This is a genomic window from [Micrococcus luteus] ATCC 49442 (assembly GCF_010367585.1).
Taxonomy (GTDB): Bacteria; Actinomycetota; Actinomycetes; order Actinomycetales; family Micrococcaceae; genus Arthrobacter; species Arthrobacter luteus_A.
Genome location: NZ_JAAAXP010000001.1, coordinates 2,390,195 through 2,410,454, shown reverse-complemented (window position 1 = coordinate 2,410,454; position 20,260 = coordinate 2,390,195). Strand labels below are relative to the sequence as shown.

Annotated in this window: 7 protein-coding genes and 3 rRNA genes; 7 read left to right on the top strand and 3 right to left on the bottom strand. The window is 62.2% G+C overall.

Features of this window, described 5'->3' with window-relative positions:
* Window positions 1-11: 11 nt before the first annotated feature.
* Window positions 12-2,630 (bottom strand): alpha-glucan family phosphorylase, encoded by a 2,619-nt coding sequence (glgP, locus tag GUV69_RS10815; protein WP_208786630.1) that lies wholly within the window; start codon window positions 2,628-2,630, stop codon window positions 12-14.
* Window positions 2,631-2,782: 152 nt separating this feature from the next.
* Between glgP and GUV69_RS10810 the strand changes: the two genes are divergently transcribed.
* From GUV69_RS10810 to GUV69_RS10780, 7 genes are all read left to right on the top strand, one after another.
* Window positions 2,783-4,864: an alpha-1,4-glucan--maltose-1-phosphate maltosyltransferase gene (locus GUV69_RS10810; RefSeq protein ID WP_164202218.1), complete on the top strand. Its 2,082-nt coding sequence runs from the start codon at window positions 2,783-2,785 to the stop codon at window positions 4,862-4,864.
* On the top strand, window positions 4,861-6,657 hold the full coding sequence (gene treS / locus GUV69_RS10805; RefSeq protein WP_164202216.1) for a maltose alpha-D-glucosyltransferase: 1,797 nt from the start codon (window positions 4,861-4,863) through the stop codon (window positions 6,655-6,657). The genes GUV69_RS10810 and treS overlap by 4 nt, the downstream gene beginning before the upstream one ends.
* Window position 6,658: 1 nt before the next feature.
* The gene (locus tag GUV69_RS10800; protein WP_164202214.1) at window positions 6,659-10,396 is read left to right on the top strand and encodes a 1,4-alpha-glucan branching enzyme; all 3,738 of its coding nucleotides are present in this window, start codon (window positions 6,659-6,661) and stop codon (window positions 10,394-10,396) included.
* Between the two features lie 473 nt (window positions 10,397-10,869).
* Window positions 10,870-12,392: ribosomal RNA gene (locus GUV69_RS10795) — 16S ribosomal RNA — on the top strand.
* Between the two features lie 520 nt (window positions 12,393-12,912).
* Window positions 12,913-16,051, top strand: a 23S ribosomal RNA gene (locus GUV69_RS10790).
* A gap of 236 nt (window positions 16,052-16,287) precedes the next feature.
* Window positions 16,288-16,404: ribosomal RNA gene (gene rrf / locus GUV69_RS10785) — 5S ribosomal RNA — on the top strand.
* The 16S, 23S and 5S rRNA genes sit together here, the layout of an rRNA operon.
* A gap of 390 nt (window positions 16,405-16,794) precedes the next feature.
* Window positions 16,795-17,298: an SRPBCC domain-containing protein gene (locus GUV69_RS10780; protein ID WP_164202212.1), complete on the top strand. Its 504-nt coding sequence runs from the start codon at window positions 16,795-16,797 to the stop codon at window positions 17,296-17,298.
* A 22-nt stretch (window positions 17,299-17,320) separates the two neighbouring features.
* Here GUV69_RS10780 and GUV69_RS10775 read toward each other — a convergent pair whose 3' ends face one another.
* Window positions 17,321-18,382 carry a LacI family DNA-binding transcriptional regulator gene (locus tag GUV69_RS10775; RefSeq protein WP_164202210.1) on the bottom strand — a complete coding sequence of 354 codons (1,062 nt, stop codon included), beginning with the start codon at window positions 18,380-18,382 and terminating at the stop codon, window positions 17,321-17,323.
* Window positions 18,382-20,112 carry a glycoside hydrolase family 13 protein gene (locus GUV69_RS10770; protein WP_191080876.1) on the bottom strand — a complete coding sequence of 577 codons (1,731 nt, stop codon included), beginning with the start codon at window positions 20,110-20,112 and terminating at the stop codon, window positions 18,382-18,384. Before GUV69_RS10770 ends, GUV69_RS10775 begins: the two co-directional genes overlap by 1 nt.
* Window positions 20,113-20,260 lie beyond the last annotated feature (148 nt).

Genomic DNA, 20,260 nt, shown 5'->3' with positions numbered 1-20,260 from the left:
CCAACCGCCGGTTAGGCGTTGACGATCAGCCCCAGTTCAGCCTTTGACGCCAGTGCCTCGTGCCGGGGCAGGACGCGGACGGTGTAGCCGAACGGGCCGGAGCGGTCGATCGTCAGGGAGCCGCTGAACAGGTGGCGCCCGCTGCCCAGGTCCTCCTTGGCCTGCAGTTCCATCAGGGTCACATCCGACAGGGTGTCGCTTTCCTCGGCGCGGCCATAAGCCACCTCCACCGAGACGTCAGCGGGCGTGAGGGTATGCAGCGCGACGTACGCGTTCACCTGCATGGTGTCCCCGATCTGCGGATCCTCGGAGACTCCCACGGAATCCACGTGCTCCACATGCAGCAGGGGCCAGGCGGAACGCACCTGGGCTGTCCAGGCTGCCAGGGACCGGGCCTGCGAGTAGGAGTTGGCAACAGCCCGGCGTCCTGCCTCCGCAGCCGGCCGGTAGAGGACGTTCACGTAGTCATGCAACATACGTTCCGCGGACACCGCCGGACCCAGGTGCGACAGGGTGTGCTTGATCATGGACACCCAGTGCGTGGGAACCTTCTCCGCGCCGGTGCTCGAAGGCCCGGCCGCTCCCGCGCTGCTGGACACCGTGCTCCCGTAGAAGCGCGGCGCCACCTGCGTCTCCAGAAGTTCGTAGAGCGCAGCCGCCTCGATGTCGTCGCGCTCCTCGGGGGACGCATCATTGTTGGCCGTGGGGATGGCCCAGCCGTTTTCGCCGTCGTACATCTCGTCCCACCAGCCGTCCATCACCGAAAGGTTCAGCGAACCGTTGATGGCGGCCTTCATGCCCGACGTGCCGCAGGCCTCCAGCGGGCGCAGCGGGTTGTTCAGCCACACGTCGCAGCCCGGGAAGAGCGTCCTGGCCATGGCGATGTCATAGTTCGGCAGGAAGGCAATCCTGTGCCGGACTTCGGGATCGTCGGTGAAACGGACCAGGTCCTGGATCATTTTCTTGCCCGCATCATCGGCCGGGTGGGATTTTCCGGCGATCACAAGCTGGATGGGGTGCTCGGGGTGGAGCAGCAGCGCCTTGAGCCGGTCAGGCTCGCGCAGCATCAGGGTAAGGCGCTTGTACGTCGGGACGCGGCGGGCGAAGCCGATGGTCAGGACATCGGGGTCCAGCACGCTGTCCGTCCAGGCGAGCTCGGCGTCGGCGGCACCCCGCTTCTTCCAGGCAGCCCTCAGCCGGCGGCGGACGTCGTCCACGAGGGCGGACCGCATGGCCCGGCGCAGGGCCCAGACGTCGGCGTCGCTGACGTTGTAGGCCAGGTCCCAGCGCCCGTTGGCTTCGGCCTCGGGCCCGAACTGCTCCCGGGCGAGCCGGGCGATGCGCCCGTCAACCCAGGTGGGCACGTGCACGCCGTTGGTGACGGAGGTGATAGGCACCTCGGAGTGGTCAAAGCCAGGCCACAGCGCGGAGAACATCCCGCGTGAGACTTCGCCGTGCAGCTTGGCCACGCCGTTGGCCCGCTGCGCCAGCCGAAGGCCCATGACCGCCATGTTGAAGACTGACGGGTTGCCGTCGGCGTAGTTTTCCCGGCCAAGCTCCAGGATCCGGTCCACCGGCACGGCGGGCGCCAGGCCGGCCTGGAAGAAGTGCTGGATCTGCGAAATCTCAAAGCGGTCAATGCCCGCAGGCACCGGGGTGTGGGTGGTGAACACGGTGGAGGCGCGGCCGGCTGCGAGGGCCTCGTCAAAGGTCAGGGCCGCCTCGCCGGACATCAGCTCCTGGATCCGCTCGATCCCCAGGAAACCGGCGTGCCCCTCATTGGTGTGGAACACCTCGGGTGCCGCCGTCCCGGTGAGCTGCTGGTAGGCGCGCAGTGCCTTGACCCCGCCCATGCCCAGCAGGAGTTCCTGCTGCAGGCGATGGTCGCCGCCGCCGCCGTAGAGCCGGTCGGTGACGCCGCGGGCGGCGTCGTCGTTGCCCGGAACGTTGGAGTCAAGGAGCAGCAGGGGAACACGTCCGACGTCGGCACGCCAGATGTGCGCCAGGAGTCGCCTGCCGTTGGGCAACGGAAGGGCGATCTGCAGGGGCCGGCCGTTACCGTCGGCGGACGGCTCCCGGAGCAGGGTCAGGGGAAGGCCGTCCGGGTCCAGGACCGGGTACGTTTCCTGCTGCCAGGCGTCCCTGGACAGGGACTGCTTGAAGTAGCCGGCCTGGTACAGGAGCCCGACGCCGATCAGGGGCACGCCCAGGTCCGATGCCGCCTTGAGGTGGTCCCCGGCCAGGATGCCAAGGCCGCCCGAGTACTGCGGCAGGACCTCGGTAATGCCAAATTCGGGGGAGAAGTACGCGATGGCGGCGGGGGCATCGGCACCCAGGCCCTGGTACCAGCGCGGCTCGTCGAGGTACCGGTCGAGGTCATCGGCGGCGGCCCGGACACGCTCCACAACGGACTTGTCCGCGGCCAGGGCCTGGAACTCTTCACGGCTGACCCGGCCCAGGAAGCTCACCGGATCCTGCCCGCTTTCCTCCCATTTCCGGAGGTTGAGGCTGGCGAAAAGTTCCCGGGTGGGCCGGTGCCAGGACCAGCGCAGGTTGGTCGCCAACCGGACCAGGGGCCTGATCGGCTCGGGGAGGACAGTTCTGACGGTAAATCTGCGGATTGCCTTCACCTGCGTCACACTAACCGACAAGATCAACGTCCGGAACCGGAAAGGCTATCTTTTAGGTAAATGACAGTGGGTGTGGCGAAAAATCCTGATCTTGTGGTCAAAAAGCATCGCAGGCTTAGCAATCCGGGCCATTTCTCGCTAACGTCGAGCATGTGACGACTAACTCAGGAACCACCGCCGCCCTAAAGAAAAAGCCCAAAGGCAAAATCACCGACGGCCTCAGGTTTGGCCGTTTTCCGATCACCGCCGTACAGCCTGTGGTTGAGGGTGGAAAATACCCTGCCAAGGCCTTGCCGGGCGAGGATATCGTGGTCGGTGCCACCGCTTTCCGGGAGGGCCATGACCAGCTTGGTGTCAGCGCCGTCCTTTTGGATCCCCGCGGGAAGGAACGCCAGCGCGTACGCCTGGCGCCGCCCAGGGGGGAACGCGGCATGGGGACGGACCGCTGGGAGGGGATCCTCACGCCGTCGGGCGTTGGAAACTGGACCTTTTTCATCGAGGCCTGGCACGACCGCTACGGAACCTGGCACCACAACGCGGAAGTTAAGGTCGCCGCGGGCATCGACGTGGAGCTGATGCTCGCCGAAGGCGAGGCACTGCTGTCAGAAGCGGCCGACGACGTCTCCCGCAGCGCGTCGGACCGGCGCACCCTGCGCATGGCTGCCTCAATCCTGGGCAACGGGTCCCTCACCGAAGAAGAGCGCCTTGCCGGCGGCTTCGGCGCCGACGTGGCAGATGTCGTGAACCGCCAGCCGATCCGTGAGCTGGTGACGGCCTCCGAGCAGTTCCCGCTGCTTGTGGAGCGCGACCTCGCAGGACGCGGGGCCTGGTACGAATTCTTCCCACGCTCCGAAGGGGCGGTCCGGGACCACACCACCGGGGCCTGGACCTCAGGTAACTTCCGGACGGCTGCCAAGCGGCTGGATGCAGTGGCAGCCATGGGCTTCGATGTGATCTACATGCCGCCGATCCACCCGATCGGAATTCAGCACCGCAAGGGCCCGAACAACACCCTGATCGCTGGGCCCCACGACCCCGGCTCGCCGTGGGCCATCGGCGCCAAGGAGGGCGGCCACGACGCCATTCACCCGGATCTTGGCACGTTCGAGGACTTTGACGCTTTTGTGGCCCGCGCCAATGAACTGGGGCTGGAGGTTGCCCTGGACCTGGCGCTGCAGGCCGCCCCCGACCACCCTTGGGTGGAGTCTCACCCTGAGTGGTTTACCACCCGCGTTGACGGCAGCATTGCCTACGCCGAAAATCCGCCGAAAAAATACCAGGATATCTTCCCGCTGAATTTCGACAATGATCCCGAGGGGCTGGCCAAGGAAATCCTCCGGATCGTCCAGCTGTGGGTCAGCCATGGCGTCAAGATTTTCCGGGTGGACAATCCGCATACAAAGCCGGTGTGGTTCTGGGAATGGCTCATTGCGCAGGTCAACAAAAAGACCCCCGGCGTGGTGTTCCTGGCAGAGGCATTTACACGCCCCGCGATGATGCACGCCCTGGGCCGGGCCGGATTCCAGCAGTCCTACACCTACTTCACGTGGCGGAACACGAAAAAGGAACTCGAAACTTACTTCACCGAGGTCAGCCACGAGTCCGCCGCTTTCTTCCGCCCGAATTTCTTCGTCAACACACCGGATATCCTGACGGAGTACCTCCAGTTCGGCGGTCCGGCGGCCTTCAAGATCCGCGCGGCACTGGCGTCGACGGCCAGCCCGTTGTGGGGTGTTTATGCCGGTTACGAGCTGTACGAGCATGTTGCCCGCCCCGGGGCGGAAGAATACATCGACAATGAAAAGTTCGAATACAAGGCCCGTGACTGGGACGCTGCGGCTGAGTCGGGCCGCACCCTGACCCCGTACCTGACCAGGCTCAACAGCATCCGGCACTCCCACCCGGCGCTGCAGGATCTGCAGAACCTCACTGTCCACCACAGCTCGGATGACGCGACCGTTGTCTACTCCAAGCACAAGACCCTTCCGGACGGCACCAAGGACACCATCATTGTGGTGGTCAACGTGGATCCCCACGGCACGAGGGAGAGCACCGTCTCGCTGGACCTGGCGGCCCTCCAACTCGATGCCGAGGATTTGTTGCCCAATGGCGCGTTCCGCGTGGACGACCTCATTTCCGGCGAATCCTGGGAGTGGGGCGAATACAATTACGTCCGCCTGGACGCGCACGTCGAACCCGCACACATTCTGAGCGTACGGAGATTGCATCAGTGAGTTTTAACCCGCAAAGTTCCAGTCAGCATTTCACTCCTAAAAGCACGTTTGAGCTAAACGCCCCGGGCTTGGCGCACGACCCTCTGTGGTACCGGAAGGCCGTGTTTTACGAAGTACTGGTCAGGGCATTTGCGGATGCGAACGGAGATGGTTCGGGCGATTTCTCGGGCCTTATTGACAGGCTTGACTACCTGCAGTGGCTGGGCGTGGACTGCCTGTGGCTGCCGCCATTCTTCCAGTCGCCCCTGCGCGACGGCGGTTACGACATCTCGGATTACAACTCCGTGCTGGATGAGTTCGGAACCATCAGCGACTTCAAGCGGCTGGTTGCCGAGGCCCACGCCCGCGGCGTCCGGGTCATCATCGACCTGCCGCTGAACCACACCTCGGACCAGCACCCCTGGTTCCAGGAGTCGCGTAAGGACCCTGACGGCCCGTTCGGCGATTTTTACGTCTGGAGCGATACCGACGAGAAGTACCAGGATGCGCGCATCATCTTCGTGGACACGGAGGAGTCCAACTGGACCTTCGATCCGATCCGCCGGCAGTTCTTCTGGCACCGCTTTTTCAGCCACCAGCCTGACCTCAACTTTGAAAACCCCCGGGTCATCGAAGCACTTTTTGACGTGGTGCGGTTCTGGCTGGACCAGGGCATCGACGGCTTCCGGGCCGATGCGATTCCTTACCTCTTCGAGGAAGAGGGGACCAACTGCGAAAACCTGCCGGCCACGCACGATTTCCTGCGCAAGCTGCGGGCCATGGTGGACGAAAGCTACCCCGGCCGCGTCATCATCGCCGAGGCCAACCAGCCGCCCAACGAAGTGGTGGAGTACTTCGGGACAGCGGAAGAGCCCGAGTGCCACATGGCCTTCCACTTTCCCATCATGCCGCGGCTCTACTACGCCCTGCGCGACCAGAAGGCCGCCCCGATCATCGAGACCATGCAGGACACGCCCGAAATTCCGGAAGGTGCCCAGTGGGGCACGTTCCTGCGGAACCACGATGAGCTGACCCTTGAGATGGTCACAGCGGATGAGCGGGCCGCCATGCTGGGCTGGTACGCGCCCGACCCCCGGATGCGTGCAAACATCGGTATCCGCCGCCGGCTGGCGCCCCTGCTGGATAATTCCCGTGCCGAGATCGAACTGATCAACGCCCTGCTGCTGTCGCTTCCCGGCAGCCCGTTCCTGTACTACGGGGACGAGATCGGCATGGGGGACAACATCTGGCTCGAGGACCGCGACGCTGTGCGTACCCCGATGCAGTGGAACCCGGACCGCAACGCCGGTTTCTCCCACGCGGACCCGGGAAAGCTGTACCTCCCGGTGATCCAGTCCCTGGTCTACAACTACGGAATGGCCAACGTCGAAGCCGAGGCTGCGCATTCCGGTTCCCTGCTCCGCTGGACCCGGCAGATCCTCAGCGTCCGCAAGAACCACCCGGCGTTCGGGCTGGGGGCCTTCAAGCACGTCGAAGCGGATCATGACGCCGTCGTGTCGTACCTGCGGGAACTCTCGGAGGACAACACGATGGGGGAGGCCGGGGAAGTCATTCTCTGCGCGTTCAACCTTTCCCAGCACCCGGTCGCCGCTAAACTGCGGATCCCGCAATACGCCGGTCGCGGCCTCCGCGACGTCTTCGGTGGCCAGCCCTTCCCCGGGATTGACGAGGAGGGATCGCTGACTCTGACCTTGGGAAGCCATGATTTCTTCTGGCTGCGGGTCCGCTCAGCGACGTCGAACCCATCTTCCCCGTATACGCAGGCGCTCCCCGTCCTGTCCATCGAGAACTGACATGAACGAACCCACGCTTATACCTACGCTCAGTGCAGCCCTGCGGGAATGGCTTCCGCTCCAGCGCTGGTTCCCGGTGAAGTCTGCCGATTTTTCGCTGGAACTGGCTGGCAGCCTGAGCCTCGAGGATCCTGCCGGGCAGGCGCAGCTGCAGGTCTTCCTGCTGGCCGTCTCCTACCGGACGGCCGACGGCGGGCAGCGGACCGACGTGGTCCAGGTTCCGTTGAGTTATCGCGATGTCCCCCTCTCCGGCGCTGAAGGTGCGCTGGTGGGCCGGGCACCCGACGCCGGGATCGACTGGATCTACGACGCCGTGCACGATCCTTCCTTTGTGTCTGCCTGGCTGGAACTGATCCGGTCCGAATCGCACCCGCTCTTGGGTGCGGCGACCGGACACCGCACAGGATCGGATCACCGCCTGCCCACCGCGCACGGCATGGTCAAAGTGCTGTCCGGGGAGCAGTCCAACAGTTCCGTCATTGTCGACGACGGCGAGTCGGCGGCCATTGTGAAGTTCTTCCGAGTCCTTTCAGAGGGCGTCAACCCGGAGGTCGAGGTGGGTGCGGCGCTGACCGCCGAAGGCACATCCGAGGTGCCCGCCACGCTCGGCTGGGTGCGCGGGGAATGGCGGGTACCTGATCAGGACCGGCCCGGCGACCTTCCCTCGGGTTTTTCCCGCCAGGCCCAGGGCGAGCTTGCGGTAGCCCACGAATTTCTTGCCGGTGGCCGTGATGCGTGGCGACTCGCCGTGGATGCCGCCCGGACGGGCGAGGACTTCACTGCCGAGGCACATGCCCTCGGCGCAGCTACGGCCACTGTCCACCGCCGGCTTGCCGCCGCCCTCGGCACGTCCGTGGAGCCGGTCCCCGGCCAGGTCATTGCGCCCGGAGTAGCCCAGCGTGTCCGCCAGGCATGGGCAGAAGCCGCTGCCGCCGTCGGGCCCTATGACGAGGCGCTGGAGGCGCTGCTTGGCGAGCTCGACGGCGTGGCTGCAGGACCGCTGCAGCGGATCCACGGCGATCTTCACCTCGGGCAGATTTTGCAGGTCCCCGGCCACGACGGCGATCCTGGCCGATGGGCCATCCTGGACTTTGAGGGTGAGCCCCTCCGGCCCATCGCCGAGCGCAATTTCCCCGACGTTCCGCTCCGGGACGTGGTGGGGATGCTTCGCTCCTTCGACTACGCGGCCGGTGCGGCAGAACGGGAGTACCAGGGCGCGCGCGTTCCGGCATCGTGGGTGGATGATTGTGCAGACGCCTTCCTCGCCGGTTATGCCGAGGTCACTCCCGGCACCATCGACCGCCGTTCGCCGCTGTTTGTGGCATTGTGGCTGGACAAGGCACTTTACGAAGTTGTTTATGAATTGCGGAACAGACCCGACTGGCTGGCCATTCCTGCGAATGCGTCCAGGCGGCTCCTCAGCGTTAAAGGCTCCGGCGAACAGGCCGGCGCAGCATCGGAAGGTATCAACATGACCGGTTCAGCACCAACAGACAGGCCGAGTGTGCCGCTTCACGTGGACCCGGACACTTTGGGCCAGGTGGCAAACGGCGAACACCACGCGCCGCACTCGGTACTCGGTGCCCATCTGGACAACCATGGCCACGTCACGGTCAGGACGGTAAAGCACCTTGCGGAAGCCGTGACCGTGGTGACTGCTGCCGGGTCCATCCCTATGCAGCACGAGGAGCACGGCGTATGGGTGGCGGTCATGGAACCGCTTCAGGCCGGCCACGTGCCTGATTACCGGCTGGAAGTTACGTACGCCGGGGCAGAACCGGTAACTGTGGACGAGCCCTACCGCTACCTGCCCACGGTGGGTGAAGTGGACCTGCACCTGATTGGTGAAGGCCGGCACGAGAAGCTCTGGGAAGTGCTGGGCGCCCACGTCCAGCATTACAAGTCCTCCCTGGGCGACGTCGACGGCGTGTCCTTCGCAGTCTGGGCCCCCAACGCGCAGGCGGTCCGGGTCAAGGGCGACTTCAACGCATGGGACGGCCGCGAAAATTCGCTCCGCTCACTGGGCTCCTCCGGTGTCTGGGAAGTCTTCGTCCCCGGCGTTTTAGCAGGGGCGTGCTACAAATTTGAAATCAAGACCAAGTACGGCAACTGGGTCGAAAAAGCAGACCCACTCGCCTTCGGCACCGAGGTCCCGCCGCTGACGGCCTCCAGGGTGGTTGAGCCGTCCTATGCGTTCAAGGACGCCGAATGGATGGAGGCACGCGCCCAGCGTGACCCGCACAATTCCCCCATGAGCGTCTACGAAGTCCACCTCGGCTCGTGGCGCCTGGGCCTGGGCTACCGCGAACTGGCCAAGGAACTGGTGGACTACGTCAAGTGGCTCGGCTTTACGCACGTGGAGTTCATGCCCGTTGCCGAACACCCCTTCGGCGGCTCCTGGGGCTACCAGGTCACGTCCTACTTCGCGCCGACCTCGCGGTTCGGCCACCCGGACGAGTTCCGGTTCCTGGTGGACTCCCTTCACCAGGCCGGCATCGGTGTGCTCCTGGACTGGGTCCCGGCGCACTTCCCCAAGGATTCCTGGGCATTGGCCCAGTTTGACGGCGAGGCGCTGTATGAGCACGCCGATCCGAACCTGGGGGAGCACCCCGACTGGGGAACGCTGATTTTCGACTTCGGCCGGACCGAAGTGCGGAACTTCCTCGTGGCCAACGCACTGTACTGGCTCGACGAGTTCCACATCGACGGGCTCAGGGTGGATGCCGTGGCCTCGATGCTGTACCTGGACTACTCGCGTGAGGACGGGCAGTGGTCACCCAACCGTTTCGGCGGCCGGGAAAACCTCGAAGCCATGTCCTTCCTGCAGGAAGTCAACGCCACTGTCTACAAGACACACCCTGGCGCCGTGATGATTGCGGAAGAATCCACGGCGTTCCCGGGCGTGACAGCACCGACGAGTCACGGAGGCCTCGGCTTCGGCCTGAAGTGGAACATGGGCTGGATGCACGACTCCCTCAAGTACGTCTCCGAAGACCCGGTAAACCGAAAGTGGCACCACGGGACGGTGACGTTCTCGATGGTCTACGCGTTCACGGAGAACTTCCTGCTCCCGATCAGCCATGACGAAGTAGTGCACGGCAAAGGGTCCATGCTCCGGAAGATGCCCGGTGACCGCTGGCAGCAGCTGGCCAACCTCCGCGCGTTCCTGGCGTACCAGTGGGCCCACCCCGGTAAGCAGCTCATTTTTATGGGTACCGAGTTCGGGCAGGAGGCCGAATGGTCCGAACAGCACGGCCTGGACTGGTACTTGGCCGACATTCCGGCGCACAACGGAATACAGCTCCTGACCAAGGACCTCAACGAGCTCTACAGCTCGACGCCGGCGCTGTACACGCGGGACAACGAACCGGGCGGTTTCCAATGGATCAATGGTGGAGACGCTGACCGCAACGTCCTGACCTTCATCCGCTGGGACAAGGACGGCAATCCGCTGGTCTGCGCCATCAACTTCTCCGGCGGACCTCATGTGGGTTACACCCTGGGTGTTCCGGCCGCCGGCGACTGGGTTGAGGTGCTCAATACCGATGCGGAGACCTATGGCGGATCGGGAGTCCTGAACGCCGGATCGCTGACTGCCACTGACGAAGGGCTCGACGGCCAGCCGGCGACTCTCAGCGTCACGCTTCCGCCGCTGGGTGCGGCGTACTTCAAGCCCGGTGCACGGACGGCGGTTAAGCGGCCGTCCGCTGGACAGGAAAGTGTGAAGCCGGTCTCTTAAGACCGCAAGAAAAAGCCCGGAATCCCTTGAGATTCCGGGCTTTTTCGTTGGATGATGGAGGGGTAGCGGGATGCCGTCCGGGGGGCGGGTGGTCAACCCCAAAAAGTGGTGGTAGAGTTTATTCCCGCGCTGCTCCACGGAGTCAGACGGAAAAACCGACACGAAAGCCCTAGGCTGAAGCGAGTCGCGGACGCCGGTTTGACAAGAGCTGGACCAGCCGGTAAGTTTGAAAAGTTGCTCCGGAGCGATCCACGGCTGTTTAGTGCTGGTGGTGGTGCCGGGTGTGTCTGTTGTTTGAGAACTCAATAGTGTGCCAAGTTTGTTGATACCAATTTATTGTATTGAATTGGTTGAATTTGCCGGGTCATGCCGCCCCTGTGGTGTGGTCTGGTTTTTACAGCTGGTTTCAAATTTTGCAGCCTTCGTCTTCCGTTATTTCCGGGGGTGTTGGTTGTGTTCGTTTTTGTTTTACTTCAACGGAGAGTTTGATCCTGGCTCAGGATGAACGCTGGCGGCGTGCTTAACACATGCAAGTCGAACGATGAACCTCACTTGTGGGGGGATTAGTGGCGAACGGGTGAGTAACACGTGAGTAACCTGCCCTTGACTCTGGGATAAGCCTGGGAAACTGGGTCTAATACCGGATATGACTCCTCATCGCATGGTGGGGGGTGGAAAGCTTTTGTGGTTTTGGATGGACTCGCGGCCTATCAGCTTGTTGGTGAGGTAATGGCTCACCAAGGCGACGACGGGTAGCCGGCCTGAGAGGGTGACCGGCCACACTGGGACTGAGACACGGCCCAGACTCCTACGGGAGGCAGCAGTGGGGAATATTGCACAATGGGCGAAAGCCTGATGCAGCGACGCCGCGTGAGGGATGACGGCCTTCGGGTTGTAAACCTCTTTCAGTAGGGAAGAAGCGAAAGTGACGGTACCTGCAGAAGAAGCGCCGGCTAACTACGTGCCAGCAGCCGCGGTAATACGTAGGGCGCAAGCGTTATCCGGAATTATTGGGCGTAAAGAGCTCGTAGGCGGTTTGTCGCGTCTGCCGTGAAAGTCCGGGGCTCAACTCCGGATCTGCGGTGGGTACGGGCAGACTAGAGTGATGTAGGGGAGACTGGAATTCCTGGTGTAGCGGTGAAATGCGCAGATATCAGGAGGAACACCGATGGCGAAGGCAGGTCTCTGGGCATTAACTGACGCTGAGGAGCGAAAGCATGGGGAGCGAACAGGATTAGATACCCTGGTAGTCCATGCCGTAAACGTTGGGCACTAGGTGTGGGGGACATTCCACGTTTTCCGCGCCGTAGCTAACGCATTAAGTGCCCCGCCTGGGGAGTACGGCCGCAAGGCTAAAACTCAAAGGAATTGACGGGGGCCCGCACAAGCGGCGGAGCATGCGGATTAATTCGATGCAACGCGAAGAACCTTACCAAGGCTTGACATGGACTGGAAATACCTGGAAACAGGTGCCCCGCTTGCGGTCGGTTCACAGGTGGTGCATGGTTGTCGTCAGCTCGTGTCGTGAGATGTTGGGTTAAGTCCCGCAACGAGCGCAACCCTCGTTCTATGTTGCCAGCGCGTTATGGCGGGGACTCATAGGAGACTGCCGGGGTCAACTCGGAGGAAGGTGGGGACGACGTCAAATCATCATGCCCCTTATGTCTTGGGCTTCACGCATGCTACAATGGCCGGTACAAAGGGTTGCGATACTGTGAGGTGGAGCTAATCCCAAAAAGCCGGTCTCAGTTCGGATTGGGGTCTGCAACTCGACCCCATGAAGTCGGAGTCGCTAGTAATCGCAGATCAGCAACGCTGCGGTGAATACGTTCCCGGGCCTTGTACACACCGCCCGTCAAGTCACGAAAGTTGGTAACACCCGAAGCCGGTGGCCTAACCCCTTACGGGGAGGGAGCTGTCGAAGGTGGGACTGGCGATTGGGACTAAGTCGTAACAAGGTAGCCGTACCGGAAGGTGCGGCTGGATCACCTCCTTTCTAAGGAGCACCTACAGTCACCGTGCCTCACGTATGTGAGTGTGGCGGGGTTGTCAGGAGTATATGCCCGTTGCGCAGACGTAAGTTCTGCGGCGGGTGCTCACGGGTGGAATATCAACAAATAGCGGCCGCGTGTTTCTTCTTCTTGCCTAGTACGGATGGTGTCTTCGGATTCCTGTCCTGGAACGGTGCGGGAGTGGGGGCGGGTGGTTTAGTGTTTGGCACACTGTTGGGTCCTGAGGCAACAGGGCCGGGGAGGGATGCGTCGTGGCTTACGGGTTGTGATGTGTTGTGTTCCTGGTACTTGTTTGTTTCTGGTTTCCTGGCTGCACCGATCGCGCATGTTGTGTGTGTGGGGTGTGTGGTTTGGGGTTGTTGTTTGAGAACTACATAGTGGACGCGAGCATCTTTTATAAGAAGCAATTTCCAAGAATATGAACCTGGATCTGTTGTTCTGTCTTTCGGGATGGAGTGATGGTTTTCATGGTTCTCTCGTGAAGTAGTTTTTTTGATCTTTTGTGGTCAAGTTTTTAAGAGCACACGGTGGATGCCTTGGCATTAGGAGCCGAAGAAGGACGTAGGAATCTGCGATAAGCCTGGGGGAGTCGATAACCGGACTGTGATCCCAGGGTGTCCGAATGGGGAAACCCCGCCAGGGGAGCGATCTGCCTGGTGACCCGCATCTGAACACATAGGGTGCGTGGAGGGAACGCGGGGAAGTGAAACATCTCAGTACCCGCAGGAAGAGAAAACAATAGTGATTCCGTTAGTAGTGGCGAGCGAACGCGGATCAGGCTAAACCGTTCCATGTGTGATAGCCGGCGGGCGTTGCATGGTCGGGGTTGTGGGACTTTCCATACTGTCTCTGCCGGGACAGTGGGGTGTGATGTGCAGGCATAGGTGAACGGTCTTGAAAGGCCGGCCAGAGAGGGTGTGAGCCCCGTAACCGAAATGTTTTGTGCCGCCTGGAGAGTATCCCAAGTAGCACGGGGCCCGAGAAATCCCGTGCGAATCTGTCAGGACCACCTGATAAGCCTAAATACTCCCTAATGACCGATAGCGGACCAGTACCGTGAGGGAAAGGTGAAAAGTACCCCGGGAGGGGAGTGAAACAGTACCTGAAACCGTGTGCTTACAATCCGTCGGAGCCAGTCTGATTCTGGTGACGGCGTGCCTTTTGAAGAATGAGCCTGCGAGTTAGTGTTACGTCGCGAGGTTAACCCGTGTGGGGAAGCCGTAGCGAAAGCGAGTCTGAATAGGGCGTTGCAGTGGCGTGATCTAGACCCGAAGCGAAGTGATCTACCCATGGCCAGGTTGAAGCGACGGTAAGACGTCGTGGAGGACCGAACCCACTTCAGTTGAAAATGGAGGGGATGAGCTGTGGGTAGGGGTGAAAGGCCAATCAAACTTCGTGATAGCTGGTTCTCCCCGAAATGCATTTAGGTGCAGCGTTGCGTGTTTCTTGCTGGAGGTAGAGCTACTGGATGGCTAATGGGCCCTACAAGGTTACTGACGTCAGCCAAACTCCGAATGCCGGTAAGTGAGAGCGCAGCAGTGAGACTGTGGGGGATAAGCTTCATAGTCGAGAGGGAAACAGCCCAGACCACCAACTAAGGCCCCTAAGCGTGTGCTAAGTGGGAAAGGATGTGGAGTTGCGAAGACAACCAGGAGGTTGGCTTAGAAGCAGCCATCCTTAAAAGAGTGCGTAATAGCTCACTGGTCAAGTGATTCCGCGCCGACAATGTAGCGGGGCTCAAGTACACCGCCGAAGTTGTGGATTTCAAATATTAGCCAAGCCGCTCCCTTGTGGGGTTGGTTCAGGCGTTTGGAGTGGTAGGGGAGCGTCGTGTGGGCAGTGAAGTCGCGGTGTAAACCAGCGGTGGAGCCTACACGAGTGAGAATGCAGGCATGAGTAGCGAAAGACGGGTGAGAAACCCGTCCGCCGAATGATCAAGGGTTCCAGGGTCAAGCTAATCTGCCCTGGGTAAGTCGGGACCTAAGGCGAGGCCGACAGGCGTAGTCGATGGACAACGGGTTGATATTCCCGTACCGGCGAAAAACCGTCCATGTTGAACAGGGGATACTAACCGCCCGAAGCCTGCCTGACCGCCCTTGTGGTGGAAGGGTTTTGGTGGAGCGCGGGACCTGATCCTGGGAGGCAAGCGTATTAACAGGTGTGACGCAGGAAGGTAGCCAAGCCGGGCGATGGTTGTCCCGGTCTAAGGATGTAGGGCGAACGGTAGGCAAATCCGCTGTTCATGATGCCTGAGATCTGATGGGACCCCCGTGAGGGGGGATTTGGTGATCCTATGCTGCCGAGAAAAGCATCGACGCGAGGTTTTAGCCGCCCGTACCCCAAACCGACACAGGTGATCAGGTAGAGAATACTAAGGCGATCGAGAGAATTATGGTTAAGGAACTCGGCAAAATGCCCCCGTAACTTCGGGAGAAGGGGGGCCCCAACCTTGAACACCACACGCTGGTGGGAGGGGATCGGGGCCGCAGAGACCAGGGGGAAGCGACTGTTTACTAAAAACACAGGTCCGTGCGAAGTCGCAAGACGATGTATACGGACTGACTCCTGCCCGGTGCTGGAAGGTTAAGAGGACCGGTTAGCCCTTACGGGCGAAGCTGAGAATTTAAGCCCCAGTAAACGGCGGTGGTAACTATAACCATCCTAAGGTAGCGAAATTCCTTGTCGGGTAAGTTCCGACCTGCACGAATGGAGTAACGACTTCCCCGCTGTCTCAACCATAAACTCGGCGAAATTGCAGTACGAGTAAAGATGCTCGTTACGCGCAGCAGGACGGAAAGACCCCGAGACCTTTACTATAGTTTGGTATTGGTGTTCGGAGTGGCTTGTGTAGGATAGGTGGGAGACGTTGAAGCCCGGACGCCAGTTCGGGTGGAGTCATCGTTGAAATACCACTCTGGTCACTTTGGACATCTAACTTCGGCCCGTAATCCGGGTCAGGGACAGTGCCTGATGGGTAGTTTAACTGGGGCGGTTGCCTCCTAAAAAGTAACGGAGGCGCCCAAAGGTTCCCTCAGCCTGGTTGGCAATCAGGTGTCGAGTGTAAGTGCACAAGGGAGCTTGACTGTGAGAGAGACATCTCGAGCAGGGACGAAAGTCGGGACTAGTGATCCGGCGGTACATTGTGGAATGGCCGTCGCTCAACGGATAAAAGGTACCTCGGGGATAACAGGCTGATCTTGCCCAAGAGTCCATATCGACGGCATGGTTTGGCACCTCGATGTCGGCTCGTCGCATCCTGGGGCTGGAGTAGGTCCCAAGGGTTGGGCTGTTCGCCCATTAAAGCGGTACGCGAGCTGGGTTTAGAACGTCGTGAGACAGTTCGGTCCCTATCCGCTGCGCGCGCAGGAAATTTGAGAAGGGCTGTCCTTAGTACGAGAGGACCGGGACGGACGAACCTCTGGTGTGTCAGTTGTACTGCCAAGTGCACCGCTGATTAGCTACGTTCGGATGGGATAACCGCTGAAAGCATCTAAGCGGGAAGCTCGCTTCGAGATGAGATTTCCATACACCTTGTGTGTGAGAGGCCCCCAGCCAGACCACTGGGTTGATAGGCCGGATGTGGAAGCGAGGACTAACGACTCGTGAAGCTGACCGGTACTAATAGGCCGATAACTTACACCACACACTCTCCTCGTGAACGGATTCAAAAGACGTTCACACCCATGGGGAGAGTACAAAGATAACAAGACTGCTTGCGTCCACTATGTGGTTCCCAAACAACAAACCAATTTGTTGCAGGGAACAAAAAACACAACACAATAATCAACACCACACCTGCCCTCACCGGCAGGAAGCATGTTGTAACCACAGATTTCCCACCCCGCCCGGCACAGCCAGAACAGGGTGCGGAGCAAGGGTTACGGCGGTCATAGCGTGGGGGAAACGCCCGGTCCCATTCCGAACCCGGAAGCTAAGACCCACAGCGCCGATGGTACTGCACCCGGGAGGGTGTGGGAGAGTAGGTCACCGCCGGAACACCATTAGGTCGAGACCCCCCAACACACACGTGTCGGGGGGTCTCCCACATTTAACCACCACACCAAAACCCACACCGAACCAACGCTCTATCACTTAACGCGGTAAAACCCTGAACGCTCTCTCACTTAACGCGGGAAATCCCGAAACCCTCTCTCACTTAACGCGGTAAAACCCGGAACCCTCTCTCCCTTAACGCGGGAAAACACCAAACCCCCTGCACCCCGCCCCCGGCCGCCGTCGAACACCCAGGCAGCAGGGCTGCCCCGAACCCGCCGGCAGGTGCGAGAGCGTTCCCCGAAACCCCACATCAAGTGAGAGAGCCTTCCCCGAAAACCCGCATTAAGTGAGAGAGCGTCCCACGGGAGGGGCCGCGTAGAGTTGACGTCCATGGAGAACCTTTTCAGTCACGCGGAAGATGCCCTGTCTGGCCAAGCTGAGCCGGCGGAGAGCCTGGACCCGGTCATTCACACAGTGATCGTGCCCGGACCGGTGGCGCAGGCCTTCGCCGGGTTCACGGATCACACCCATTTGTGGTGGCCGATGGAATCAGACAGCGTGTTTGGGGCGGGCTCGTATGTCGAGTTCGAGGACATCCTCATTCTGGAGACCGCTGATGATGGCAGGACTGCCGTCTGGGGAAGCATCGATGACTGGCAGCCGCCGCTGTCCTTCCACGCTTCCTGGCACCCGGGAACAACCGCCCTGTGGTCCACCGAGCTGCGGGTGGCGTTCAGGGCTGTACCGGAGGGTACTGAGGTCCGGCTTGTCCATGACGGCTGGGAAGGCGCCGAGGACCCCTCGGCAGCCAGGGCGGCCTCGGCCCAGAGCTGGCCGGCGGTGCTGGACCGGTTCGTGAGGTTCATGGGCGGCGACTCAGGCGCGCAGGGCTAAACACCCCGGCAGCAGCGCGGACTCAGCCCGGCGGGACCGCCGTGCTGGACCTGACGATAAACTCCGTTGGGTACTCCCGGTCAGTAGGCCCCGAAGTAGCTCCGTTGGCGCGCGTTTCCGTTCCGTTGGCGCGCGGTTCCGCGCCGGCGTCGAGCGTTTCCAGCACGAGGCGGGCTGCGAGGGCGCCCTGCCCGCGGGGATCCTGACTGATGGTGGTCAGGCCGACCACCTCGCCGAGTTCGTGGCCGTCCATGCCGATGACAGAGAGATCCTGCGGAACGCGAAGCCCGAAGTCGCGCGCAGCGAGGATAGTGCCGATGGCCATTTCGTCGGAGGCAGCGAAAACGGCGGTGGGCCGCTCGGCCGCCGTGGCGAGGAGCTTGCGGGCACTCGCGTAGGCGCCCTGGATGGTGAAGTCGGCCGAGACGGTCCATTCCGGCCGCACAGTGTGTCCCGCGGCGGCCATGGCAGATTCAAAGCCGGCGCGGCGGATCCCCGGGAGCTTGAAGTCCCGGTTCAGCTCCCCATCCCCTGTGAGGTGCGCGATGCGCGAATGGCCCAGCCCGATGAGGTGCTCAGTGGCCCCCCGTGCCAGGCGTGCGTCGTCGATCCTGATGGTGGAGGCACCGGCCAGCGCGCCGCCGATACCCACGATGGGGCGGTGGATGGCCAGCAGCTGTTTGATCTCGGCCTCACTGAGGACCAGTGCCACGGCAATAACGGCGTCCAGCCGCTTTCGCAGCAGGAAATCATTCAGGACGCTCTGGCGGCGGTCCGGCTGGTCGCCCACGTTGTACAGCGTAAGGTCGTAGCCGGCGTCGAGGAGTGCGCCGGAGACGCCCTCCACCACCGACGAGAAGTACCAGCGGTGGACGGAGGGCACCACCAGCCCCACATTGTGATTGCGGCCCGAGGCGAGGCTGGAGGCATGGTAGGACGGAACGAAGCCGAGCTCATCGGCGGCGGCTTTGGCAAGCTGCCGGCTTCTGGCCGACACATTCGCCTTGCCGCTGAGCGCCCGGGACACCGTGGCGATGGACAGCCCGGCGCGGTCGGCAACGTCCTTGATGCCTGCGGGTCCCACTACTCTGTGCCGCCTCCGTCAATGCGAAGCCACGCGGTTTCGCCTGAGCCGAGGAGATGGCCTGCCACCGGTTCTGCGCTCCGGAGGAGGACGCGGCCGGCGGGCAGTTCCAGGGGCTCGTGGTTGAGGTTCATGATGACCAGCGTAGTGCCGTTGACGTAGGCCAAGGAGGAACCGCTGCACCAGTCTTCGGCCCAGGCGAGTGAGCCGGCGCCGAGGTCCAGCCCGCGGCGCAACGCCAGCATGCCTTTGTAAAGGTTAAGGTGCGACGACGGCGATGCGGCCTGGGCGTCCCGCGCCAGTTCCGTGAAGCTCGCCGGGAGGGGGAGCCAGGGATCCTCCCCGGCGCCGAAGCCGAGGTGCCGTTCAGCGGCCCGCCACGGCAAGGGGACGCGGCAGCCGTCACGGCCCAACCGCGCGCCGCCCGTCCGTGCGAACGTGGGGTCCTGCCGCTGGTGTTCCGGAATGTCGATGCCGTCGGGCAGGCCGAGCTCCTCGCCCTGGTAGAGGTAGGCCGCGCCCGGAAGTCCAAGCATAAACATCGTGGCGGCCGCTGCACGCCGGCGGCCGAGGGCCGTGTCCGGCTGGGGATCGGCCGGGCCGATTCCGTCGCCGTCGCGGGGACCGAAGCCGTTGTAGCCGAACCGGCTGGCATGGCGGACCACATCGTGGTTGGACAGGACCCACGTGCTGGGAGCGCCCACGGCATCCAGGACATTCAGGGAGTCCGTAATGACGTTCCGCAGCCGGTAGACATCCAGCCCGGCATGGAGGTACGGGAAATTGAAGGCCTGGTGCATCTCATCGGACCGGACCCAGTCCGCGAGGCGGGGGAGCGGGTCAACGTTGGCCTCCGCGCAGAGGATGCGGTCCGGCCCGTACCCGTCCAGGATTGCCCGCCAGGAACGGAAGATGTCGTGCAGGGCGGGCTGGCCGAACATCGGTGCCTCGTGGCCGGGGTATCCGTCCGAGCTTCCGCCGTCGGCCCGGCCGTTCCAGCCAGGCAGCCCCGGGGCTTTCACCAGGGCGTGGGCAACGTCCACACGGAAACCGGAGACGCCGCGGTCCAGCCAGAACCGGAGCACGCGCTCAAACTCCGCGTGGACGGCGGGGTTGTCCCAGTTGAAATCGGGCTGGGACGAATCGAACAGGTGCAGGTACCACTGCTCCGGTTGACCGTCCGGCCCGGTGATCCGGTTCCATGCCGGCCCGCCGAAGTGGGACTGCCAGTTGTTGGGTGGTTCGTTGCCGTCGTGCCCGGTGCCGTCCCGGAAGATGAACATGTCACGTTCCGGGCTCCCGGGCGGAGCGGCGACGGCGGCCTGGAACGCCACATGCTGGTCGGAGCAGTGGTTCGGAACGAGATCCACGATCACCCGCAGGCCCAAACGGTTGGCCTCGGCCATCATGATGTCGAAATCCATCAGCGTGCCAAAGATGGGGTCAACGTCGCAGTAGTCGCTGACGTCGTAGCCGGCGTCGCGTTGCGGTGACTTGTAGAAAGGGGACAGCCAGACGGCATCCACCTCCAGCTCGGCCAGCTGAGGCAGCTCAGCCGTGATGCCGGCCAGGTCTCCGATGCCGTCGCCGTTGAGGTCCCGGAAAGACCGTGGGTATACCTGATAGATCACCGCCGATCGCCACCACCCGGGGGCATTGCCGGCCTCGTGAATGAGAGTCAACGGACCCGTCAGCGGTGCTGTGGCGTAAGTCACTGTATCTACAGACATGGGAGACAGCTTAGGCGCATGTTCGGTCAAAGATGAAAACGCTTCCATAACGAAACTGAAGGGTGCCCGTCGATCACGAAGGAACTTCCCGCCTGACCTGTGGAAACGCTTGCAGCCAGCGGGGTCGACATATTACCGCCGAGTAGCG

What these genes read in the sequence shown, in the direction of transcription:
- GUV69_RS10780 (WP_164202212.1), top strand. Translation starts at nt 16,795, where the DNA reads ATGGAGAACCTTTTCAGTCACGCGGAAGATGCCCTGTCTGGCCAAGCT.
- GUV69_RS10770 (WP_191080876.1), bottom strand. Translation starts at nt 20,112, where the DNA reads ATGTCTGTAGATACAGTGACTTACGCCACAGCACCGCTGACGGGTCCG.
- GUV69_RS10800 (WP_164202214.1), top strand. Translation starts at nt 6,659, where the DNA reads ATGAACGAACCCACGCTTATACCTACGCTCAGTGCAGCCCTGCGGGAA.